This window comes from Mesorhizobium sp. B2-4-19, assembly GCF_006441315.1.
Classification (GTDB): domain Bacteria; phylum Pseudomonadota; class Alphaproteobacteria; order Rhizobiales; family Rhizobiaceae; genus Mesorhizobium.
Map to the genome: position 1 here is coordinate 255,994 of NZ_VFUV01000004.1, position 18,933 is coordinate 274,926.

Below are 18,933 nucleotides of genomic sequence, written 5' to 3' on the forward strand. Positions count from 1 at the left end.
GGTCGCAGCCGCAGAGAAACTCGTTGGTCATGAACGGCTTACTGGTACGAAATATCGCCACCCATATTCAAGGACATTCATGGCAGGCAGCGGTATATTGCCGATCGTGATTGAATTCCCATGCGCCTCCCGCAACGCAGAACCGGTTGCCAGGATAGGGGCGGAACAGCGGGAGGGGGCTGGAACGCGGCGGCACATTCGCGCATGCTGGGACAACAGCGTCGTGAATCGCGAACAGGCCGGCCGCGGTCGCACGGCGAACAAGGAGATTTGAGCCATGTCTTTTCTGAAACGTCTTTTCGGCGGTGGCGGCGGTGAAGCGGCCGAGCCCAAGAGTGCCGCACCCGCCAAGCAGGTCGAGTACAAGGGTTTCCTGATCAGCGCCACACCCTACAAGAACGATGGCCAGTACCAGACCTGCGGTATCGTCTCCAAGGAGATCGACGGCGTGGTGAAGGAGCACAAATTCATCCGCGCCGACCGCTTCGCCGGCCTCGACGACGCCGTCGACATCTCGATCAAGAAGGGCATCCAGCTGGTCGATGAACAGGGCGAGCGGATTTTCGGCTAGGGCTTGGCCACATGGCGCCTGCATAAATCCAGCTTATCATCACCCCTAGTTTTTGAAGACGTTACAGGGCCTTTCGCCATCTGTAGCTTCGACTCTGCACATTGGAAATGACTGGGATTTGGTGGGTCGATGCCGACACATACGCGGGTGGTGATTGTTGGCGGCGGGTGCGTCGGCGCGGGCATCCTCTATGGTCTGGCCAAGCGCGGCTGGACCGACGTCGCGCTGCTCGAACGCACGCAGCTGACGGCCGGCTCGACCTGGCATGCGGCGGGCCTCGTCCCGTCCTATGCCCGCAATATCAATATCGGCCGGATGATCAACAAGACCATCGAGATCTATGAAGGGCTAGAGGCCGAGACCGGGCAGCCGGTCGGCTGGCATAAATGCGGCCAGTTGCGGATCGCCAATTCCAGGGACCGGCTTGACGAATACAAGAGCTATATGAGCGTGGCCGACGCTCAGGGCATGCGGGCGCATTTGCTGTCGCCGGCGGAGGCGAGGGCGCTCTGCCCGCTTCTCGACAACAAGCATATGCTCGGCGCGCTCTATCATCCTGATGACGGCCATATCGCGCCGGCCGACGTGACCCATGCCATGGCCAAGGGCGCGCGGGATCTGGGCGCCAGGATCCACCTGAACACGGAGGTCACCGGCTTTCAGCGGACCGCCGGCGGCGAATGGCTGGTCCAGACGAACAAGGGCGACATGATCTGCGAGCATGTGGTCTGCGCCACCGGCAATTACGCGCGCCAGACCGGCGCGCTGCTCGGCCTCGACATCCCCGCCATTCCGATCCTGCACCAGTACTGGATCACCGAACCCGTGCCGGAGATCGTCGAGCGCAAAAAGCAGGGACGTGCCGAAATGCCGATCCTGCGCGACGAGGGCTTTGAGGGCTATCTGCGCGAGGAGGGCGACGGATTCATGTTCGGGCCCTACGAGCGCACCGAACACCTCAAGCTGTTCGCCGAGGACGGCGTTCCCGCCTGGTTCGGCGCCGATCTCGTCGAAGAGGATTTCGAGGCGGTGTCGTGGAACTGGGAGCAGGCAACGCAGCTTGTGCCGGCGCTGGGACGTGCCGGGATCAAGGCCAATGTCCGCGGTCCCTTCCAGATGACGGCGGACGAGCTTCCGCTGATGGGACCGGCCTGGGGCCTGCCCAATGTGTGGCTGGCCGAGGGTGTGCCGGGCGGCATATTGTGGGGCGGCACGATCGGCTATTACCTGTCGGAGCGGATCGTCGAGGGCGGCAACAGCCTCGACACTTCCGATCTCGATCCGCGCCGCTTCGGCGACTATGCCAACAAGGCCTGGACGCGCGAGAAGGTCCGCGAGGCCTGGGGCACGCATGCCGAGCAGAAATATCCGGGACAGGACATGCCCGCCGCCCGCCCGCAGAAGACCGCGCCGTCCTATGCGCGGCTGACCGAACTGGGTGCGGTCTGGGGCGTGCTCAACGGCTGGGAAATGCCGAACTGGTTCGCGCCCAACGGCGTCGAGGCCAAGGACCAGTACAGCTGGCGCTGGACCGAAAAGGGCGTGTTCGTCGGCGAGGAGGTGCAGGCGGTGCGCAACGCCGTCGGCCTGGTCGAGATGACGCCGATGACCAAGTTCGAAGTATCGGGGCCAGGCGCGGCCGCCTGGCTCGACACGATCCTCGCCAACCGCCTGCCGGCGACCGGCCGGGCGGTGCTGGCACATCACCTTACCGCTGCCGGCGGCGTGCAGGCCGAATATATGGTGGCGCGCCTTGGCGACGACAGTTTCTACCTGATTTCGACGCCGCGCGCGGAACGCTGGAATTTCGACGATCTCTCAAAGCTGCTTCCCGCCGACGGCAGCGTCAGTCTGAAGAACGTCACCAACGAGCGCGGTTGCTTCACGGTCGTCGGGCCGAAGGCGCGAGACGTGCTGCAACCACTCACCGAGATCGACCTGTCGAATGCGGGCTTTCCCTGGTTCGGCGTGAAGACCAGCGGCGTGGCGCTTGCCAGCGACGTGCGGCTGCTGCGCGTCAACTACGAGGGTGAACTCGGCTGGGAACTCTATCATCCCATGGCCTACCAGCGGCAATTGCTCGACGCCATCCTGAGAGAGGGCGAGAAGCACGGCATGCGGCTCGTCGGGCTGCATGCGCTGGAATCGCTGCGGCTGGAGAAATCCTATCGCGCCATGTATCGCGACATGAATCCCGAACTCAACGCACTGGAGAGCGGGCTCGAGCGCTTCATCCGCCTCGACAAGGGCGATTTCGCCGGCCGCGACGCGGTCGTGAAATACAAGGCGAGGAACGACCAGCGCCGGTCGGTGACGCTCAGAATAGAGACCGACGGCGCCAGCACGCTTGCAAGTGAAGGGCTGTACATCGGCGGCGAGCTTGTCGGCCGCATCACGTCGGGCGGCTATGGCTACACGCTCGGCCACGATGTGGCGCTGGCGCTGTTGCCCGAGCGTCTCGGCACGCCCGGCACGAAGCTCGACGTCGCCATTCTGGGGGAATGGAAGACCGCTGAGGTCATCGCGGACTCGCCCTATGATCCCTCTTCGGCCAGGGCGCGGATGTAACGCGCAGCAGACGTGAGCGAAGGTATTGGGGGCACGCTTCCAGCTTCCGTTGTTTTTGCATAGGACTGTCGGCGCCGAAAGCAGCTTCGGTCATCACTTGCCGATGTAGGCGGCCAGTTCGTCCGGTGTCCCGTTTGGGAAAGCCCGTTTTAGAAAGTCCAAGAACGCCGACACTCGCGCGCTGAGCAGCCGCCGCGATGGGTAGAGCGTCCAAATCGAGATTTCGGGACCGTCGATATCCCCCCAATTCACCAGTGTCCCGTCAGCCAAGTCGTGGCTCACCAACGAAATGGGAAGACGTCCCGCACCGACGCCGGCTCGCACGGCATCCCGGACCATGATGAGCGTTGACAAAACGAGGACCGGCTCGATTGTAATTGTTGACCGGCCACCGGGTGTCTTCACGTGCCATGTTTGCAGTTCGCCTGCCCCGCGCGCAACGCCAGGAGCGGCACGCTCACCGGTCGTGCGAGGAAGGTCGGGGCTCGCCACAACAACCAGACGGTCGCGGAGAAAACGCCCGTCCGACCAGGCTTTCGTCGGGATCGGGGTTGACCCGGATTACCAGATCGTAGCCTTCCTCGATCATGTCGACAGGCCGGTCCTCGGTCGTCACTTCAAGCTTCACCTCCGGATACTTGAGGGCAAATCCCGCGGCGATCCTCCCCATTGCCGTCTGCGAAAAATGTAAAGGTGCGCCGATCCTTAATCTCCCCTTGGGTCTCTGAGCGCCCGAGGCAATCGCCGAAGCCGTCTCGTCCAGTTCGGCAAGCAGCGCCCCCGTCCGTTCGAAGAGCGCCCGTCCTTCTTCGGTGAGCTTCAGGTTACGCGCACCCCGTTCAAACAGGCGCAGATCAAGACTGCGTTCCAACTCTCCAACGCGCCGGGACAGCGTTGCCTTGGGCCGGCCGGTGGCCCTTGCCGCTTTGCCGAAGCCACCATGGCGGGCGACGAGATTGAAATCGGCGAGCGCAAGAAGATCCATCTGTGTTCCACCAGTGAGACGGTGCGTCTAAAGTTTCCGTCTATTGGGCTCTCAGTGAGCCACACATATTGGAGGTGTCAAGCAATCCAACAGGAGAAATTTTCATGACCATTCTCGTTACCGGTGCCACAGGCAACATTGCCCGTCAGGTCGTCGAACACCTCGTCAAGCGCGGCGCCGATGTCCGTGCTCTCGTCCGCGATCCGTCGAAAGCCAGCTTCCCGGCAGGCGTATCCGTTGTGCAAGGCGATTTTCTCGATGTCGATTCGCTGCGCAAAGCCATGTCTGGCGTTTCCACTCTCTTCCTCTTGAACGCCGTGGTGCCGGACGAATTCACCCAAGCTTTGATCGCGCTGAACGTCGCCCGATCGGCCGGTATCGAGCGCATCGTCTATCTTTCGGTGCTCCACGCTGACGTCTACGTGAACGTGCCGCATTTCGCGGGCAAGTTCGGCGTCGAGCGAATGATCGAGCGGATGGACTTCAAGGCTACGATCTTGCGCCCGGCCTACTTCGTCCAGAACGATCTGATGATCGAAGACGTCATCACCGGCTACGGCACCTACACGATGCCGATCGGCGCCAAGGGTCTTGCCATGATCGACGTGCGTGATATCGCCGAGATCGCCGCCCTTGAGCTGCTGCGCCGCGAACAGTCCGCAGAGCCGCTTGCGCTCGACCGGATCAACCTCGTCGGTCCGCAGACACTGACTGGGACGGATATCGCCGCAATCTGGTCAGACGTGCTCGCCCGCCCGATCCACTACGGCGGCGACAATACCGAGGGCTTTGAGCAAAATCTCAAGCAGTTCTTGCCCGCCTGGATGGCCTACGACATGCGCCTGATGGGCGAGCGCTTCTTCACCGACGGGATGCTGCCCGAGGCCGGCGACGTCGAGCGCCTGACTGCGCTTCTGGGTCGCCCACTGCGCCCATATCGCGACTTCGCCTCAGTAATCGCTGGTTCGCGGGCGATAGAGACGGCGGCGAGCTGAGGAGTAAAACCCGCTGGCTCTTGCAGCAACATCATTGCTGCACTGCACAATAGCAGACGAGAGGCAGCTGCTCCGTTCGGGGCTCTTAGTCCGAAAAACTCACGCTGACGCCGCGCTGGCGAAAATAAGCTTGCATCAACTTGCGGCCCGAGCGGTTGTTTTGCGCCAGCTTGGCCGGATCGAACACCGCCTGTTCCATCCCCTCGCGTGCCAGCGCGGCCTTGAGCGTGGCGATATGTGCGTCGATGTCGGCATTGTCCGCCCGAAGCGATGCATAGATATTCTCGGTCGCCTCGGCCACGGTCGGTTCGCTCACAGCTGTCGTCCTCTTGTTGATTGGGCGGCGGCTTAGCACAGATTCGCGGCTGCGCGATACCGATGCGTACCGGCCAGACTGGTCAGCCACAGGGATCCGATCGGCGCGGCGCCTAAGCCTGGCCGCTCCTGGCCGACTTCGCAAGTTCCTGTTCCAGGTCCACCAGTTCCTTGCCGCCGGCCATCAGGTTGAGCAGCTGGTCGCGGGTGATTTCGCCCTTGGCGTAGGTGCCGGTGCTTCTGCCGCGCTTCAACAGCGTGAAGCGGTCGCCGACGACATAGGCGTGGTGGACGTTGTGGGAAATGAAGATGACGCCGATGCCGCGCGCCTTGGACTGCACGATGAGCTTCAGCACCACGGATGCCTGGTGGACACCCAGCGCCGAGGTGGGCTCGTCGAGGATCAGCACCTTGGCGCCGAAATAGACGGCACGCGCTATGGCCAGGCATTGCCGTTCGCCGCCCGACAGCGTGCCGACCGGCTGTTCGGGATCGCGCAACTGGATGCCCATCGCCGACATTTCGTCATAGGCGGTGCGGTTGGCGAATTCGGCGTCGAACTGGCTGATCGGCCCGAACTTGCGCATCGGCTCGCGCCCGAGGAAGAAGTTGCGTGCCACGCTCATCAGCGGCACCAGCGCCAGGTCCTGGTAGACGGTCGCGATGCCGCTGTCGCGCGTATCGGCGGGCGAGGCGAACCGTGTGGGCTTGCCCTGGACGCGGATTTCGCCCTCGTCCGGCGAGTAGACGCCGGACAGGGTCTTGATCAGCGTCGACTTGCCGGCGCCATTGTCGCCGAGCAGGCAATGCACCTCGCCGGGGCAGACATCGAAGGACACGTCCTTCAGCGCCACGACCGAGCCGAAATATTTGCTGACCGACTTCAGTTCGACATAGGGCTCGGCCATCACCGGCTCCTCATGGCGCGGTTGCGCACATAGCTGTTGAACAGCACCGCGATGACCATCATGGCGCCCATGAACAGCTTGAACCAGTCGGTGTCGATGCCGGTGTAGAAAATGCCCATCTGCACCACGCCGAAGATCAGGGCGCCGAACATGGCGCCGATGGCCGACCCGTAGCCGCCGGTCAGCAGCGTGCCGCCGATGACGACGGCGATGATGGCCTCGAATTCCTTCTGCGTGCCGCGCAGCGTGTCGGCGGAGCCAGTGACCAGCACCTGGACCGCCGCGAACAGGGCGGCCGCGAGTGCCGTCATGACGAACAGCGTGATCTTGGTGCGCGCCACCGGCACGCCGAGATTGCGCGCGGCATTGGCTTCGCCGCCGGCTGCAAAAATCCAGTTGCCGAAGCGGCTGCGCGTCAAGAGCCAGGTGCAGGCCAGTGTCAGCGCGATCCACCACACGATCGACACCGGAATGCCTGATATCGACGGCATTCCGTCGGCCCGCTTGCCGACCAGGCCGAGGTCGGAAAGCCAGGCGATCAGGCCGGTGAACACCTGGCCGGAGAACAGGCTGTTGAGGGGATCGTTCTGCGCCAGCTCGTGCACGCCCGACACCTGGGTCCGCCCTGAAATGCCGCGCGTGAGGCCGAGCGTCAGGCCACGCAGCATGAACAGGCTGCCGAGCGTCACGATGAAGGAAGGCAGGCCGGTCCTGACGACGGCGAGCCCGTTCAGCGCGCCGATGCCGCCGCAGACGGCAAAGGTGAACAGCAGCGAAAGCCAGATCGGCCAGCCCCAGAACACGGCAGGGATGGCGATGAGGATGCCGGCAAAGCCGATCATCGAGCCGACCGACAGATCGAACTCGCCGGCAATCATCAGCAGGGCCACGGGTGCGGCGAGAATGCCAAGCTGGGCCGAGACTTCGAGGAAGTTGACGATGCCCTTGGCACTGAAAAGCCCCGTGCCTCCCGCCGTGATGGCGAAGAACACGAAGACCAGCACGGTGCCGGCGGCCGCGCCAAGCTCCGGCCTGCTTAGCAGGCGGCTGAGGCGTGAGACAGACCGGACCCGCTCGTCGCGAATCTCTGAAACCATGGCTGCTTGCCCTCAAGAGTGTCGCAGCCGGGGCGGGCCCCGGCCGCCAGTGTTAGCGCTTGCCTTGTTTCGACAGCTCGATGACCGAGGCGGCAGTATCCTTGGTGACGAAGCCTGGGCCGGTCGGATAGTCGGCGATCGGCATGATCTTGTACTTCTTCCAGAGATCGAACATCGCGACCGGGATGTAGCCCATGGCGTACTGCTGGGCGTCGATGCCCCATTCCATCTTGCCGCCGACGACGGCCTGCAGGATCGTGGGCGAGAGGTCGAACGTGCCGGTCTTCACCTTGCCCGAGAGGCCCAATTCATCAAGCGCGGCCAGCGTCGGTTCGGCGCCGCTGGCGCCGACGGCGAGGATGAACTGTGTATCGGCATGAGCGGTCATGTAGGCGATCACGCGGTTCTTCATTTCGGTCGGGTCGATGACGCCGTTCATCACCGGCACGTCGACGCCCAGACCCTTGGCGAAGCCGGCGCAGCGGTCGTCAAGGCTCGAATTGCCGACCTCGTGGTTGGCGCAGACCGCCTTGGTGAGGCCGAGCGCCTTGATGCGCTCGCCGGCCATGACGCCCGCCTGGAATTCATCCTGCCCCATGAACAGCAGGCCGCCAAGGTCATGGGTGAGTTTCGAGCCGCCGGAATCGATGACGATCACTGGAATGCCGGCGGCGACGGCGTTCTTGACCGGAGTTGTAAGGGCGGCCGCATCGGGGATTGAAACAACCATGCCGTCGGGCTTCGAGGCCGCGATGGCGTCGATCATCTGCCCCATCTTGGCCATGTCGAAGGTTTCGGGCGCCAGATATTCGGCCTTGACGCCGAGCGGCTTGGCGGCATCGTCCATGCCGTTCTTGACGACCGACCAGTAGGGGTCGCCGCTCTGGCCGTGGGTGACGAACACCACCCGGGTTTCGTCGGCGGCCGCAAGGGTCATGGCCGCCATCATCATCGTGAAGCCGGCCAGCAGGCCGAGCGCGGGCCTTATCAATTTCGCAAGCGAAAACATAACAACCTCCTGTTTGTTTTCCGCCGCCGCAATTACGGTCGGCAGTCCAGTTGCCCCTTCATTCCAGTTTCATTCCTCAGCACTGGTTCCCTGGAGGCCCGCATAGTGGCCTCGATCACTCCATGACGGTAAATCCGGCTTGCCTCGCCATGCGCGACAGGTTCTTAAATCCCATCGTCGCATAGGTCAGCGGATTGGCCTTGTTGGGATCCTGCTCGGCCTCCACGACCAGCCAGCCGCTGTAACCATTGTCGGCCAGCACGCGCAGAATGGCGGGATAGTCGATGAAGCCGTCGCCTGGCACGGTGAAGATCCCGTCCATGACCGCGCCCATGAAACTCATGTCCTCGGCGCGGGCACGCTCGAGCACGGTCTTGCGGGCGTCCTTGCAGTGCACATGCACGACGCGTTTGACCTGCGCCTTGATCAAGGCGAGCGGGTCGCCGCCCGAAAATATCGAATGGCCGGTGTCGTAAAGCAGGCCGACGGCTTCGCCGGTATGCCGCATCAGCAGGCCAACCTCGGCATCTGTCTCGACGATGGTCCCCATATGGTGGTGAAAGGCCATGCGCACGCCGAAGTCCGCCATTCTTTCGGCGAGTGCCGTCAGCTTGCGGCCATAGGCCGGCCATTCTTCCGGGCTCAGGGCCGGGCGTTGCGAGATCGGTCCCCAGATGGCGTTGTGGCGCCCGCGCGAGGTGTCGGCATAGACGACATGGGTAGAGCCCATATCCTTCAAGAGCTGGAGATGCGGCGTGATCGCATCCATCTCGGCACCAAGATCCTTCTCGTCGCAGCGGCCATCATACCAGCCGGAAATCACCGCGAGGCCATAGCGGTCCATGATCGGCCTCAGCTCGGTCGACCGGCGCGGAAACTTGCCGCCGAGTTCGGTGCCGGCGTAGCCGGCCTGCCTGGTTTCGCTGAGACAGACTTCAAGCGGCGTATCGCCGCCGAGTTCCGGCACGTCATCATTGGTCCAGGTGATCGGATTGATGCCGATGCGAACCGTCACGGGCGAGCTCCTGATTGCTTCGATTGGGCAAGGTGATGGCGGGTCAGTCCAGCCAGCAGCGTCATGTCGCGGCGCGCGTGCTCGGCGGTGTTGCGCACCGGCGTACCCTCGACGATTGCCGACCAGAAGCCCTTCAACTCCTCGATAAAAGCCTCTTCAAAGCCGCTGCGGATGTCGCGGCTGGAGAGCGTGTGGCCGTCGGCGCTGCGGACGGTCAACCGCGTCGGCTGGTGGTTGAGATAGGGCGAGGGAAATTCCAGCTCGAGCGAGGCATCGTCGAAATGGAGCGTGATGCGCTCGCGGTAATCAGGCAGCCCCGGCGTGGCGACATGGACCATGGTCCACAGGGCCCGGCCATCGAGCAGCCGCACGGCGCCCTGGCCGCCTTCGCCCCTGGCGAAGAACGAGGCGCCGACGATTTCGCCGTCGGCGACGCCGAGCGCATCGAGCAAGCCATGGACGGCGTTGACGTCGTGCACGATCGACGAGGAATAAGCGCCGACAAAGCCGCGGAAGGCCTCGGGATCGTCGATCCCGGGCACCGCGCGGTCGACCTGCTCGCGCTGTCTGGCTTCGGTCGAGGCAATCAGTTCCGCCGCGACGTCGTCACCCCGGCAAGTGGAGGCGTGCCGGATGAAGGGCCAGGCGTCGGGATCGTTGACCTCGACCGAAATGTAGCGAAGCGTCCGCGCCGTGCCGGGCAGCAAGTTCAGCGCCGCCTCGTAGCTCGGGTCGAAACGCTTCATGTAGCCGACCTGGAGCACCTTTGCGGCGCGATCCCTGGCGGCGATCAGTTCGTCGATGTCCCGCGCGCCGTAGCAAAGCGGCTTTTCGCAGAAGACATGCAGGCCCCTGGCAAAGGCGGCGAGGCTCTGTTCGCGGTGCAGCGCATCCGGCGAAGCGATGACCACGGCGTCAAGCGGCATGGCGAGCAGCGCGTCGAGATCGGAAAATGTCTCGAGGCCGAATTCCTCTGCGACGAAAGCGCGGACTTTTCGCGACGGATCGTAGACGCCAAGGATATTGAACTGCCGGTGCAGCTTGAGCAGGTTCGGAATGTGCTCGACCTGGGCGACGCCGCCCGCCCCGATCACTCCCACCCTTATGCACTGCATCGGCCAGCCCCATCTGAACCCGAACGCTTTTTTCTTGAGGGTAGGCCTCCTTTGGTTCCATTGTTAGAACCAGATTCCATTGATTTTTGGGAACCAGATGAAGACCAGCTTTCCCGTTGACGGCATTGCCCTGGATCGCGACAGCTCCGCCAATCTGCACCGGCAGCTCTATGTCCAGTTGCGCGGCCTGATCGAACGGCGCGTGCTGCCAAGCGGCCACGCACTGCCCTCGACACGGGTCATGGCGCGGGATCTGAAAGTCGGACGCAACACGGTGATTGCCGCTTGCGAACAGTTGGCGCTGGAGGGCTATCTGGCGATACGTCCGCGCAGACCCTCGGTGGTGATGGATCTGCCGACGCGTTCGGCAGTTGCCGAACAAATGTCGGTCGAGGACGCCAATCCGCTATCGCGGCGCGGCCAGGCCATGCTTGCCCAACCCTATCATCATGGCCAGCCGGGTATGCTTGCCTTCCATCCCGGCATGCCGGACCCGGACAATTTTCCGTTCAACACCTGGTCGAAACTGCTCGGTCGCCGCGCGAAGTTCGCCCATATCGATCTTTTCGGCACCTATCACGTCAAGGGCTATCCGCCGCTCTGCGAGGCCATAGCGCGCTATCTCACCGGCTCGCGCGGGGTGAAGTGCACCGCCGAGCAGATCGTCGTGACCAATGGCGCGCAGTCGGCGTTCGATCTCCTGGCCCGGCTGCTGATCGATGACGGCGACACGGTGTGGATGGAGGAGCCGGGCTATTACGGCGCCGGCTCGGCCTTCGTCTCGGCCGGCGCGAAACTCGCACCGCTGCGCGTCAGCAACGTGGGCTGGAACCTCGATCCGCCCGATGTCGTGCCCCGCATGATCTTCGTGACGCCCTCCTGCCATCACCCGCTCGGCATAACCATGCCGATGGAACAGCGGCTCAATCTGCTGCACATGGCCGAGACCTGGCGTTCGTGGATCATCGAGGATGATTATGACGGCGAGTACCGTTTCCAGGGCCAGCCTATTCCGGCGCTGCAGGGCATCGGCGCATCGAACCGCGTGGTCTATGTCGGCACTTTCGCCAAGATCCTTTTCCCGGCCATGCGGCTGGGCTTCATGGTGACGCCCAAGGCGATAGACCATACGATCGTCTCGGCGCTGAGCGTGAGCGGCCAGTTCGCCCCCTTGCTGACCCAGGCCGCGCTGGCGGACTTCATGAATGAGGGGCATTTCACCCGCCATCTCAGGCGCATGCGGCGGCTCTACGCGGAGAGACGGCAGTTCTTCCTGGAAAGCGCGCAACGGCATCTCGGGGAATGGCTGGATTTCCACACGACCGAATCCGGCATCCAGGTCGTCGGCATTTTCCGCGACAGATGCAGCGACCGGGCGGTAGCCGAAGCGGCGCTCCAGCAAGGCATCAACGTGTCGGCCCTGTCTATCCAGTACCGCCACGGCACGCAGCAGAACGGCCTTGTCATGGGCTTCGCGGCCGCCGATGCGCAGACGACCGAAAGGACGATGCAGAAGTTTCGCACCGTGCTGCAAAACCATTTTTCGCGAATGAATGATCCCAGGTAAGCAACTGGGATTATTCGTTTAAGCCCGGCTCGTGCTGGTGTGCGTTGCTAGCCCAGATCGGCCATCCGTGCCCGACAGCGCACCTCGTCGATCGGCCTGCCAAGCGCGGCGAAGCGCGTGGCTGCCTCCTCGAATGCCGCCACGGCCCGGGTTTTGTTGCGCTCGGCCCGGCGCTGCACGCCGCGCGCTTCCCACACGGCAGCCACCCAGGGGCCGCCGTTCCACATGCCGGCGACCCGCTCAGCCTCGTCGAGCCGGCGGTTGACCTGTTCGATCTCGCCCGCCTCGGCCAGGGCAACGGCAGCCGCCGTACGGAAGGTCATTGAGCAAGGCTGGCAATTGCAGCCCGATGACAGCATGCGGTCACCTTCGCGAATGGTCTCGGCGATCCTCTCGGGGTTGGCGGCGCGCACCTCAAGCCCTTTCAGGCTGATCAGCAGGTGCGGCGCCAGCCAGGAAGAACGGGCAAGGGTGGTGGCGCGGTGGATCAACCGTCCTGCCTGCCATTTCTGGTGGCGGGCAAGCGCGAGTTCCGTCAGGCGCTGTAGCGCCAGTACGCGGCCGGCCACGGTTCCCACCTGCGCGTAGAGTCTCTCGGCCTCGGTCAACATGCGTTCGGCCTCGGCCAACTGGCCCGAGAACAGCGCTGCTTCACCCAGCACGAGCGAGGCCAGGCCGCGCCCGACGACCGAGCCGGCGCCCTCGGCCACCGACAGGAGCTCTCGTGCAGAGGCGGCGATGTCGTGGTGGCCCTTGGCACTGCAGAGGCAGAATTCGGCCAGGCACAGATGCCCGTCAAAAACGTTGGAGACGAAGGCTGGCTTGGAGCGGACCCATTCGATGAACTCCGCCCTGAACAGTTCGCGCCACTGGCCCTGCATGTGGGCCACCAGGCCGATCAGGGCGCTGGCCTCGCCAACCTCGCGGGCCAACCCCGCGCCCATGGCGAGTTCGCGGGTTTCCCGGCCAACTTGGCCGGCCTTGGCGAAGTCGCCGCTTTGCAGGTGCAGCAGGCCCCAGGCCAGCGAGGCGCGGATGCGGTCGCTCAAGCCGACGGGGTCGATAGAGGGTACGGCCAGCGCCTTTTCGTACAGCTTCACGGTTTCCGCGCCGGGACCGACGCCGAGGTCGATCCGCAGGCTTTCGCTCAGCTGATTGAACAGCCGGATCGCCTCGGCGCGGTTGCCGGCGTCGAGCGCCGATTGCATCAGGGCGCATTGCGCCTGCTCGTCGGCCGGGTCCAGCGCGATCAGGCGCTGCCAGAGCTTGCCGGCCCGCAGCACCTCGGCATAACGCTGCCGCAGGGCCTGGCGGGGCGTTTCGAACCAGTCGACATAGGGGTCGTCCGGCAGCAGGTCTCCCAAATAGAGGTCGGCGGCCGCTTCGCAGGCGGCGATTTCCTTGGAGTGCAAGGCAAGCCTGGCGGCGGCCTCGAACGCCTCGACGTCGATCTCGAGGTCGGCGGCCGGGGCGAGGGCGATAATTTCGGCCGCTTGTTCGATGAGGTCGTGGGCGCCCAGCGCGCGGCGGGCAAAGTGGATGGCCTTGCGCAGGTTGGCGCCGGCGGTCTCCGGATCTAGATCCGGCCAAAAGGCCTCCATCACCTGTTCGCGGTGGATACGGTGGGAGCGGGCGACGGCCAGCAGCTTCACCAGTGCGGCGCCACGGTCCCGGCGCCACGCCGCGACCGGTATGACCTGATCGTCCAGACTGACGCTGAAGCCGCCAAGCAATTGAACCCGGACACGCAATCGAAAGGCCCTTTCAGGATGCGAGGCCCGCATGCCCGGCCGTCACAAGCGCCTGTGGGGCGGGGAACGCTGGCGGAACATAGGTTGCCTAGTCTGCACTCGTAGTCAATTCCAACCGTCTCTCGCAGGAGGATCAAATGTCTCTTCGTATCGCCGACACCGCGCCTGACTTCACCGCCGAAACCACCCACGGCCCAATCCGTTTCCACGATTGGCTGGGCAATTCATGGGGCATCCTGTTTTCTCATCCCAAGGATTTTACCCCCGTCTGCACTACTGAACTCGGTTACATGGCCAAGCTGAAGCCCGAGTTCGACAAGCGTGGCGTCAAGATCATCGGGCTTTCCGTCGATCCGGTCGAGCGTCATGCCGGATGGGCTGAAGACATTGCCGAGACCCAGGGCCACGCGCCGAATTTCCCGATGATCGGCGACCCGATGCTGGCCATTGCCAAGCTCTACGATATGCTGCCCGCCACGGCCGGCGACAGCGCCGAGGGGCATACGGCGGCCGACAACCAGACGGTGCGCCATGTCTACGTCATCGGGTCCGACAAGAAGATCAAGCTGATGATCGCCTATCCGATGACCACCGGCCGGAACTTCGACGAGATCCTGCGTGTGGTGGACTCCATGCAACTGACCGCCAAGCATCGCGTCGCCACGCCGGTGAACTGGCGGCAGGGCGACGACGTGATCATCGCGGGTTCGGTTTCGAACGACGAAGCCAAGGTGCTCTACCCCGACGGCTGGAAGCAGCCGAAGCCGTATATCCGCATCGTGCCGCAGCCTCGCAGCAACGCCTGAGCCTTCCAAAGACATCAGGCAACAGGAGGTGACAGTATGAAAACCCGTATTCTTATCCTTGGGGCCGGTTTCGGCGGGCTCGAGCTCAGCACGTCCTTGTCCGAAGCTTTGGGTGACAGCATTGCTGTCACCCTGATCGACAGGTCGGATTCCTTCGTGTTCGGCTTTGCCAAGCTTGATCTGATGTTCGGCCGCGCAACCGAAGCGACTGTGCGGCTGCCCTACGCCGATTATGCCAAGGCCGGCGTTACGATGAAGCGCGAGACCGTCACCGCCATCGACCCGGAACGGCGGCGCGTGACGACGGATAAAGATGTGCACGAGGCGGACATATTGGTGATCGCTCTCGGCGCCGACTATGACGTCTCGGCTACACCCGGCATCACGCTCGGCCGCAACGAATTCTACTCGGTTCCGGGCGCCGTCCACATGGCCAGGGTGCTGCCCGGCTTCACCCACGGCCATGCCGTGATCGGCGTCTGCGGCGCGCCTTACAAATGCCCGCCCGCGCCCAGCGAATGCGCCTTGATGCTGCATGACTACCTGACCGAGCGGGGTGTCCGGGGCGACTGCCAGATCACCTATGTGAACTCGATGTCGAGCCCGGTGCCGCCTTCTCCCGAAACGTCGAAGGCGCTTCTGGCCGCCTTCGCCGAGCGCGGCATCACCTTCATCCCTAGCACCCGGGTGGTTTCCGTGGACGAGGGCCGCAAGGTTGTGACGCTCGACAATGGCGGCGAACTGCCCTGCGATCTGTTCCTGGGCGTGCCCCGGAACCGCGCGCCCGATGTCGTCGTCGAAGCCGGCATCACCGAAGGCGGCTGGGTCACAATCGATCCGCGCACACTCGAAACCCGCTTTCCCGGCGTCTACGCGCTGGGGGATCTGGCCAATACGGGCGCGCCGAAAGCGGGCGTCTTTGCCGAGGGCGCCGCACGCACCGTTGCGGCGAACCTGATCGCCAGGCTCCGCCATGAGGAACCGACGGCAAGGAACCCGGGCGCGGGATCCTGCTACATCGAGTTTGGTGCCAACCGGATCGCCAGGGTCGATGTGGATTTCTTCTCCGGTCCAAAACCCACCGGTGCTTTCTATGAACCGTCGGAGGCTTTGCGGGTCGACAAGGTGAATTTCGGTTCCAGCCGCAAAGCTCGCTGGTTTGGGCATTGACCTTCGACGAAGGCGGGCGCCGATGGGTTATCACCAGCGCCCGTCCATCCGCTTCAGGCCATCTGCAACTGCCTGCGCGGCAGCGGCGGGAAGGCGATCGCTATGCCGGCGGCACCCAGGCCGATAAGGGCCGAGCCGATGAACAGCCAGTGGTAGTTGGCATAGGCATCGAACACCATGCCGCCGGCGAGCGGGCCGAGCGCCATGCCGAGGCTGGACAGCATGGTGGCGGCGCCGAACACGGTGCCGAGGATGCGCTGGCCGAAATATTCGCGCGCCAGCACGGCATAGAGCGGCATGACGCCGCCATAGGTGGCGCCGAAGATGACGGCCAGCACATAGAACTGGTCGAGTTGGCTGACCGAGAGATAGCCGGCAATGACGATCGCCTGGATCACCAGACCCGCGATCAGCACCGGCTTGACGCCGAGCCGGTCGGCCAGCACGCCGTAGAGAAGCCGGCCGCCCAAGCCGGCGAGGCCCTCGACGCTGTAGATCGTCACCGCCGCCATGGGGGCGACGCCGCACAGCATGGCGTAGCTGACCATATGGAAGATCGGCCCGGAATGGGCGGCACAACAGGCGAAAAAGGTCAGCCCGAGCACGATGAATTGCGGCGAGCGCAGTGCCTGGGCCACGCTCATGCCGGTGCCCTCGGCGACCGGCGCGGAAGCCCCGTCCGCCACAGAGGGCTTTGGTGGCTGACGCACCAGCAGCACCGCCGGCAGCAGCAGCACCCAGGCCATGATGCCGATGTCGAACATGGCGGTGCGCCATTCATAGGCCGAGATCAGCCAGCGGGCGAAAGGCGAGATCGTCATCGGGGCAACGCCCATGCCGGCCGAGACCAGCGAAACCGCAAGGCCGCGGTTGGTGTCGAACCAGGCCGTGGTCAGCGCGATCATCGGTGCGAAGAAGGCGCTGGCCGCAAGCCCGACGAGGACACCATAGCTGATCTGGAAGGTCAGGAGCGAGCCGGCGTGGCTCGCCACCACAAGTGCCAGGCCGAGCAGCATGGCACCGATCGCCACGACGATGCGGGCGCCGAAGCGGTCGGACAGCGCGCCCCAGGCGAAGCCGCCAAGGCCCATGACCAGGAAGTTGAGCGTCATGGCGCTCGAAATGCCGGCGCGCGACCACTGCGTGTCGATCGCCATCGGTTCGAGGAAAATCGCCAGCGAAAACATCGTGCCGATGGCGACACAGGACATCAGCGCACCAGCGGCGACGATGACCCAACGATAGGAAAGGTTCATGCAAATCTCCCATCCCAGAGGGCAGCGCCCAGCGCTGCTTGCGTCCGAAGGACGATGGCAGCGAAAGCGATCCTACAATCCGGTTGCATTTTTTATCCAGTCCGAAACGCTGCTCCAGGCATCCGGGCCGCTCTGTGGGACCAGTCAGATCGGCAGTTCCGAGGTGTACTTGATCGTCCAGCTCGGCACGTCGGTCTTGACGTTCTGGACGCCCTTGATGCGGCTCAGATGCTCGGACTGGAAGCGGCGATAGTCGTTGACGTCGGCCGCCACCACGCGCACCAGGGCATCGCAGTCGCCGAGCATTAGATAGCATTCCATGACCTGGGGCAGCTTGGCCACTTCGGTGGCGAAGTGCTGGATCGTGTCCTCGTCCTGCGTCTTCAGCCAGATGCGGGTGAAGAAGGTCAGGCCCTTGTCGATGCTGGCCGGGTTGAGCACGGCGACATAGCGGTCGATGACGCCGGCCTCCTCCAGAAGCTTGACGCGCCGCAGGCAAGGCGAGGGCGACAGGCCGACCTCGTTGGCCAAATCGTTATTGGCCATGCGGCCGTTGCGTTGCAGCGCCCGCAGGATGCGCTTGTCGATGTCGTCGAGCGTCATGGCCCTGGATTCCATTTTATCGGATATTTGTGACATTCAGTGCCAAAAGTAGAGAGAATGCAACAATCTTCGCAACCAAATTGCCGAGAAGTGTGGTTATGTTTGCCGCCGGTATCATAAGAGTTCAAAACCCAGGGAAGCGGTGGCCGCTAGGCCGGCCGACGGCAGAGCATGAGCATTTCACAGGCAGTCGAAGCGGCGGGCGACGGCTCGCGATCCGAGTTCCGCCGGGGCGTGGCGTCCTGCGCGCCGGTGCTGTTGGGCACCATCCCCTATGCGTTGGTGCTTGGTGCCCAGGCGACGCAAAAAGGGTTGAGCACGCTCGAACTGTCCATGATGACGGGGCTGAACTTCGCCGGCGGCTCGGAATTCGCGGCGATCCAGTTGTGGACGTCGCCGCCGCATATCCTGCTCATCGTCGCCATCACCTTCCTGGTCAACAGCCGCCATCTGCTGATGGGAGCAGCACTCGCTCCGTTCCTGCGCGACCTGCCGCGGCGCAAGGTGTTTCCAGCGCTTTTCTTCCTGTGCGACGAAAGCTGGGCGCTGGGCCTGGCCGACGCCAAACAGCGCGCCGCGGCTGATATCACGCCGGCCTTCAGCCCGCGCTACTATATGGGCGCGGCACTGGCGATGTACCTGACTTGGTTCTCCTTCACCACGCTTGGCGCCCTGCTCGGCCCGATGCTCGGCCATGTCGAGACCTATGGTTTCGACATGGCGTTTCCGGCTGTCTTCCTGGTGCTGATGCGCGGCATGTGGAAAAGCGTGGCGGCGGCACGGCCCTGGCTGGTGAGCCTGGTCGTCGCGGCCCTTGTCCATCTCTTCATTCCCGGCGCCTGGTATGTCGCGGCGGGCGCGGTGTCGGGGCTGTTTGCTGCCTGGCTGATGGCAGGCGACGCATGATCGACGTGGCAACCCTTGTCACCATCGTGCTGATGGCCGGCGTCACCTATCTCACGCGGATCGGCGGCTATGCGATGTTGCGCAACCGCGTGCTCAGCGCGCGTGCGACCGCGGTGATGGAGGCGGCGCCCGGTTGCGTGCTGATCTCGGTCATCGCGCCGGCTTTCGTGTCGCGCAATCCCGCCGACCTTCTGGCGCTGGCCATCACCTTCATCGCGGCGACGCGCCTTTCCATGCTCCCGACCGTGCTGATCGGCGTCGCTTCGGCGGGGCTGCTGAGGCATTTTATCGGGTAG

Annotated in this window: 17 protein-coding genes and 1 pseudogene; 8 read left to right on the forward strand and 10 right to left on the reverse strand. The window is 63.9% G+C overall.

All coding sequences use genetic code 11. The features are described from left to right. The first annotated feature begins 277 nt into the window (after window positions 1-277). Together FJ546_RS09795 and FJ546_RS09800 are read left to right on the forward strand one after the other, a co-directional pair. The gene (locus tag FJ546_RS09795) at window positions 278-571 is read left to right on the forward strand and encodes an HlyU family transcriptional regulator (RefSeq protein WP_140889132.1); all 294 of its coding nucleotides are present in this window, start codon (window positions 278-280) and stop codon (window positions 569-571) included. 129 nt (window positions 572-700) lie between these two features. Then, on the forward strand, window positions 701-3,139 hold the full coding sequence (locus FJ546_RS09800) for an FAD-dependent oxidoreductase (protein WP_140889133.1): 2,439 nt from the start codon (window positions 701-703) through the stop codon (window positions 3,137-3,139). Between the two features lie 93 nt (window positions 3,140-3,232). Here FJ546_RS09800 and FJ546_RS09805 read toward each other — a convergent pair. Continuing rightward, window positions 3,233-4,124: pseudogene (locus tag FJ546_RS09805) on the reverse strand (LysR substrate-binding domain-containing protein). Window positions 4,125-4,228: 104 nt separating this feature from the next. Between FJ546_RS09805 and FJ546_RS09810 the strand changes: the two are divergent. After that, window positions 4,229-5,119 (forward strand): NmrA/HSCARG family protein, encoded by an 891-nt coding sequence (locus FJ546_RS09810; protein WP_140889134.1) that lies wholly within the window; start codon window positions 4,229-4,231, stop codon window positions 5,117-5,119. An 85-nt stretch (window positions 5,120-5,204) separates the two neighbouring features. On the opposite strand, the gene FJ546_RS09815 is transcribed toward FJ546_RS09810, so the two are convergent. The 6 genes from FJ546_RS09815 to FJ546_RS09840 form a co-directional block, all read right to left on the reverse strand. Then, complete coding sequence (locus FJ546_RS09815; protein ID WP_140889135.1) at window positions 5,205-5,435, reverse strand: hypothetical protein; 231 nt, start codon at window positions 5,433-5,435, stop codon at window positions 5,205-5,207. 112 nt (window positions 5,436-5,547) lie between these two features. Next, on the reverse strand, window positions 5,548-6,342 hold the full coding sequence (locus FJ546_RS09820) for an ATP-binding cassette domain-containing protein (protein WP_140889136.1): 795 nt from the start codon (window positions 6,340-6,342) through the stop codon (window positions 5,548-5,550). Beyond that, a complete protein-coding gene (locus FJ546_RS09825; RefSeq protein ID WP_140889137.1) occupies window positions 6,342-7,439 on the reverse strand; it encodes an ABC transporter permease in 1,098 nt (365 codons plus the stop codon). The genes FJ546_RS09820 and FJ546_RS09825 overlap by 1 nt, the downstream gene beginning before the upstream one ends. Window positions 7,440-7,491: 52 nt before the next feature. Then, entirely contained in the window at window positions 7,492-8,448 is a 957-nt protein-coding gene (locus FJ546_RS09830; RefSeq protein ID WP_140889138.1) for a sugar ABC transporter substrate-binding protein, read from the reverse strand. Between the two features lie 115 nt (window positions 8,449-8,563). Next, window positions 8,564-9,463: a myo-inosose-2 dehydratase gene (gene iolE / locus FJ546_RS09835; RefSeq protein ID WP_140889139.1), complete on the reverse strand. Its 900-nt coding sequence runs from the start codon at window positions 9,461-9,463 to the stop codon at window positions 8,564-8,566. Then, the gene (locus FJ546_RS09840) at window positions 9,460-10,578 is read right to left on the reverse strand and encodes a Gfo/Idh/MocA family oxidoreductase (protein ID WP_140889140.1); all 1,119 of its coding nucleotides are present in this window, start codon (window positions 10,576-10,578) and stop codon (window positions 9,460-9,462) included. Before FJ546_RS09840 ends, iolE begins: the two co-directional genes overlap by 4 nt. A 97-nt stretch (window positions 10,579-10,675) precedes the next feature. Between FJ546_RS09840 and FJ546_RS09845 the strand changes: the two genes are divergently transcribed. Then, a complete protein-coding gene (locus tag FJ546_RS09845) occupies window positions 10,676-12,145 on the forward strand; it encodes a PLP-dependent aminotransferase family protein (RefSeq protein WP_140889141.1) in 1,470 nt (489 codons plus the stop codon). Window positions 12,146-12,192: 47 nt separating this feature from the next. Here the strand turns inward: FJ546_RS09845 and FJ546_RS09850 are convergent, their stop codons facing one another. Continuing rightward, entirely contained in the window at window positions 12,193-13,929 is a 1,737-nt protein-coding gene (locus tag FJ546_RS09850; protein WP_246686792.1) for a BTAD domain-containing putative transcriptional regulator, read from the reverse strand. Between the two features lie 104 nt (window positions 13,930-14,033). Here FJ546_RS09850 and FJ546_RS09855 point away from each other — a divergent pair, with 104 nt between their 5' ends. Continuing rightward, window positions 14,034-14,702, forward strand: a complete 669-nt coding sequence (locus FJ546_RS09855; RefSeq protein WP_140889142.1) for a peroxiredoxin — start codon at window positions 14,034-14,036, stop codon at window positions 14,700-14,702. 36 nt (window positions 14,703-14,738) lie between these two features. After that, the gene (locus tag FJ546_RS09860) at window positions 14,739-15,872 is read left to right on the forward strand and encodes an FAD-dependent oxidoreductase (protein ID WP_140889143.1); all 1,134 of its coding nucleotides are present in this window, start codon (window positions 14,739-14,741) and stop codon (window positions 15,870-15,872) included. A gap of 53 nt (window positions 15,873-15,925) precedes the next feature. Here the strand turns inward: FJ546_RS09860 and FJ546_RS09865 are convergent, their stop codons facing one another. Beyond that, a complete protein-coding gene (locus tag FJ546_RS09865) occupies window positions 15,926-17,128 on the reverse strand; it encodes an MFS transporter (protein WP_140889144.1) in 1,203 nt (400 codons plus the stop codon). 144 nt (window positions 17,129-17,272) lie between these two features. Further along, entirely contained in the window at window positions 17,273-17,731 is a 459-nt protein-coding gene (locus FJ546_RS09870; RefSeq protein ID WP_140889145.1) for an Lrp/AsnC family transcriptional regulator, read from the reverse strand. Window positions 17,732-17,902: 171 nt separating this feature from the next. Between FJ546_RS09870 and FJ546_RS09875 the strand changes: the two genes are divergently transcribed. Both FJ546_RS09875 and FJ546_RS09880 read left to right on the forward strand, forming a co-directional pair. Further along, a complete protein-coding gene (locus FJ546_RS09875) occupies window positions 17,903-18,637 on the forward strand; it encodes an AzlC family ABC transporter permease (protein ID WP_140889146.1) in 735 nt (244 codons plus the stop codon). After that, window positions 18,634-18,933 carry an AzlD family protein gene (locus FJ546_RS09880; protein WP_140889147.1) on the forward strand — a complete coding sequence of 100 codons (300 nt, stop codon included), beginning with the start codon at window positions 18,634-18,636 and terminating at the stop codon, window positions 18,931-18,933. The genes FJ546_RS09875 and FJ546_RS09880 overlap by 4 nt, the downstream gene beginning before the upstream one ends.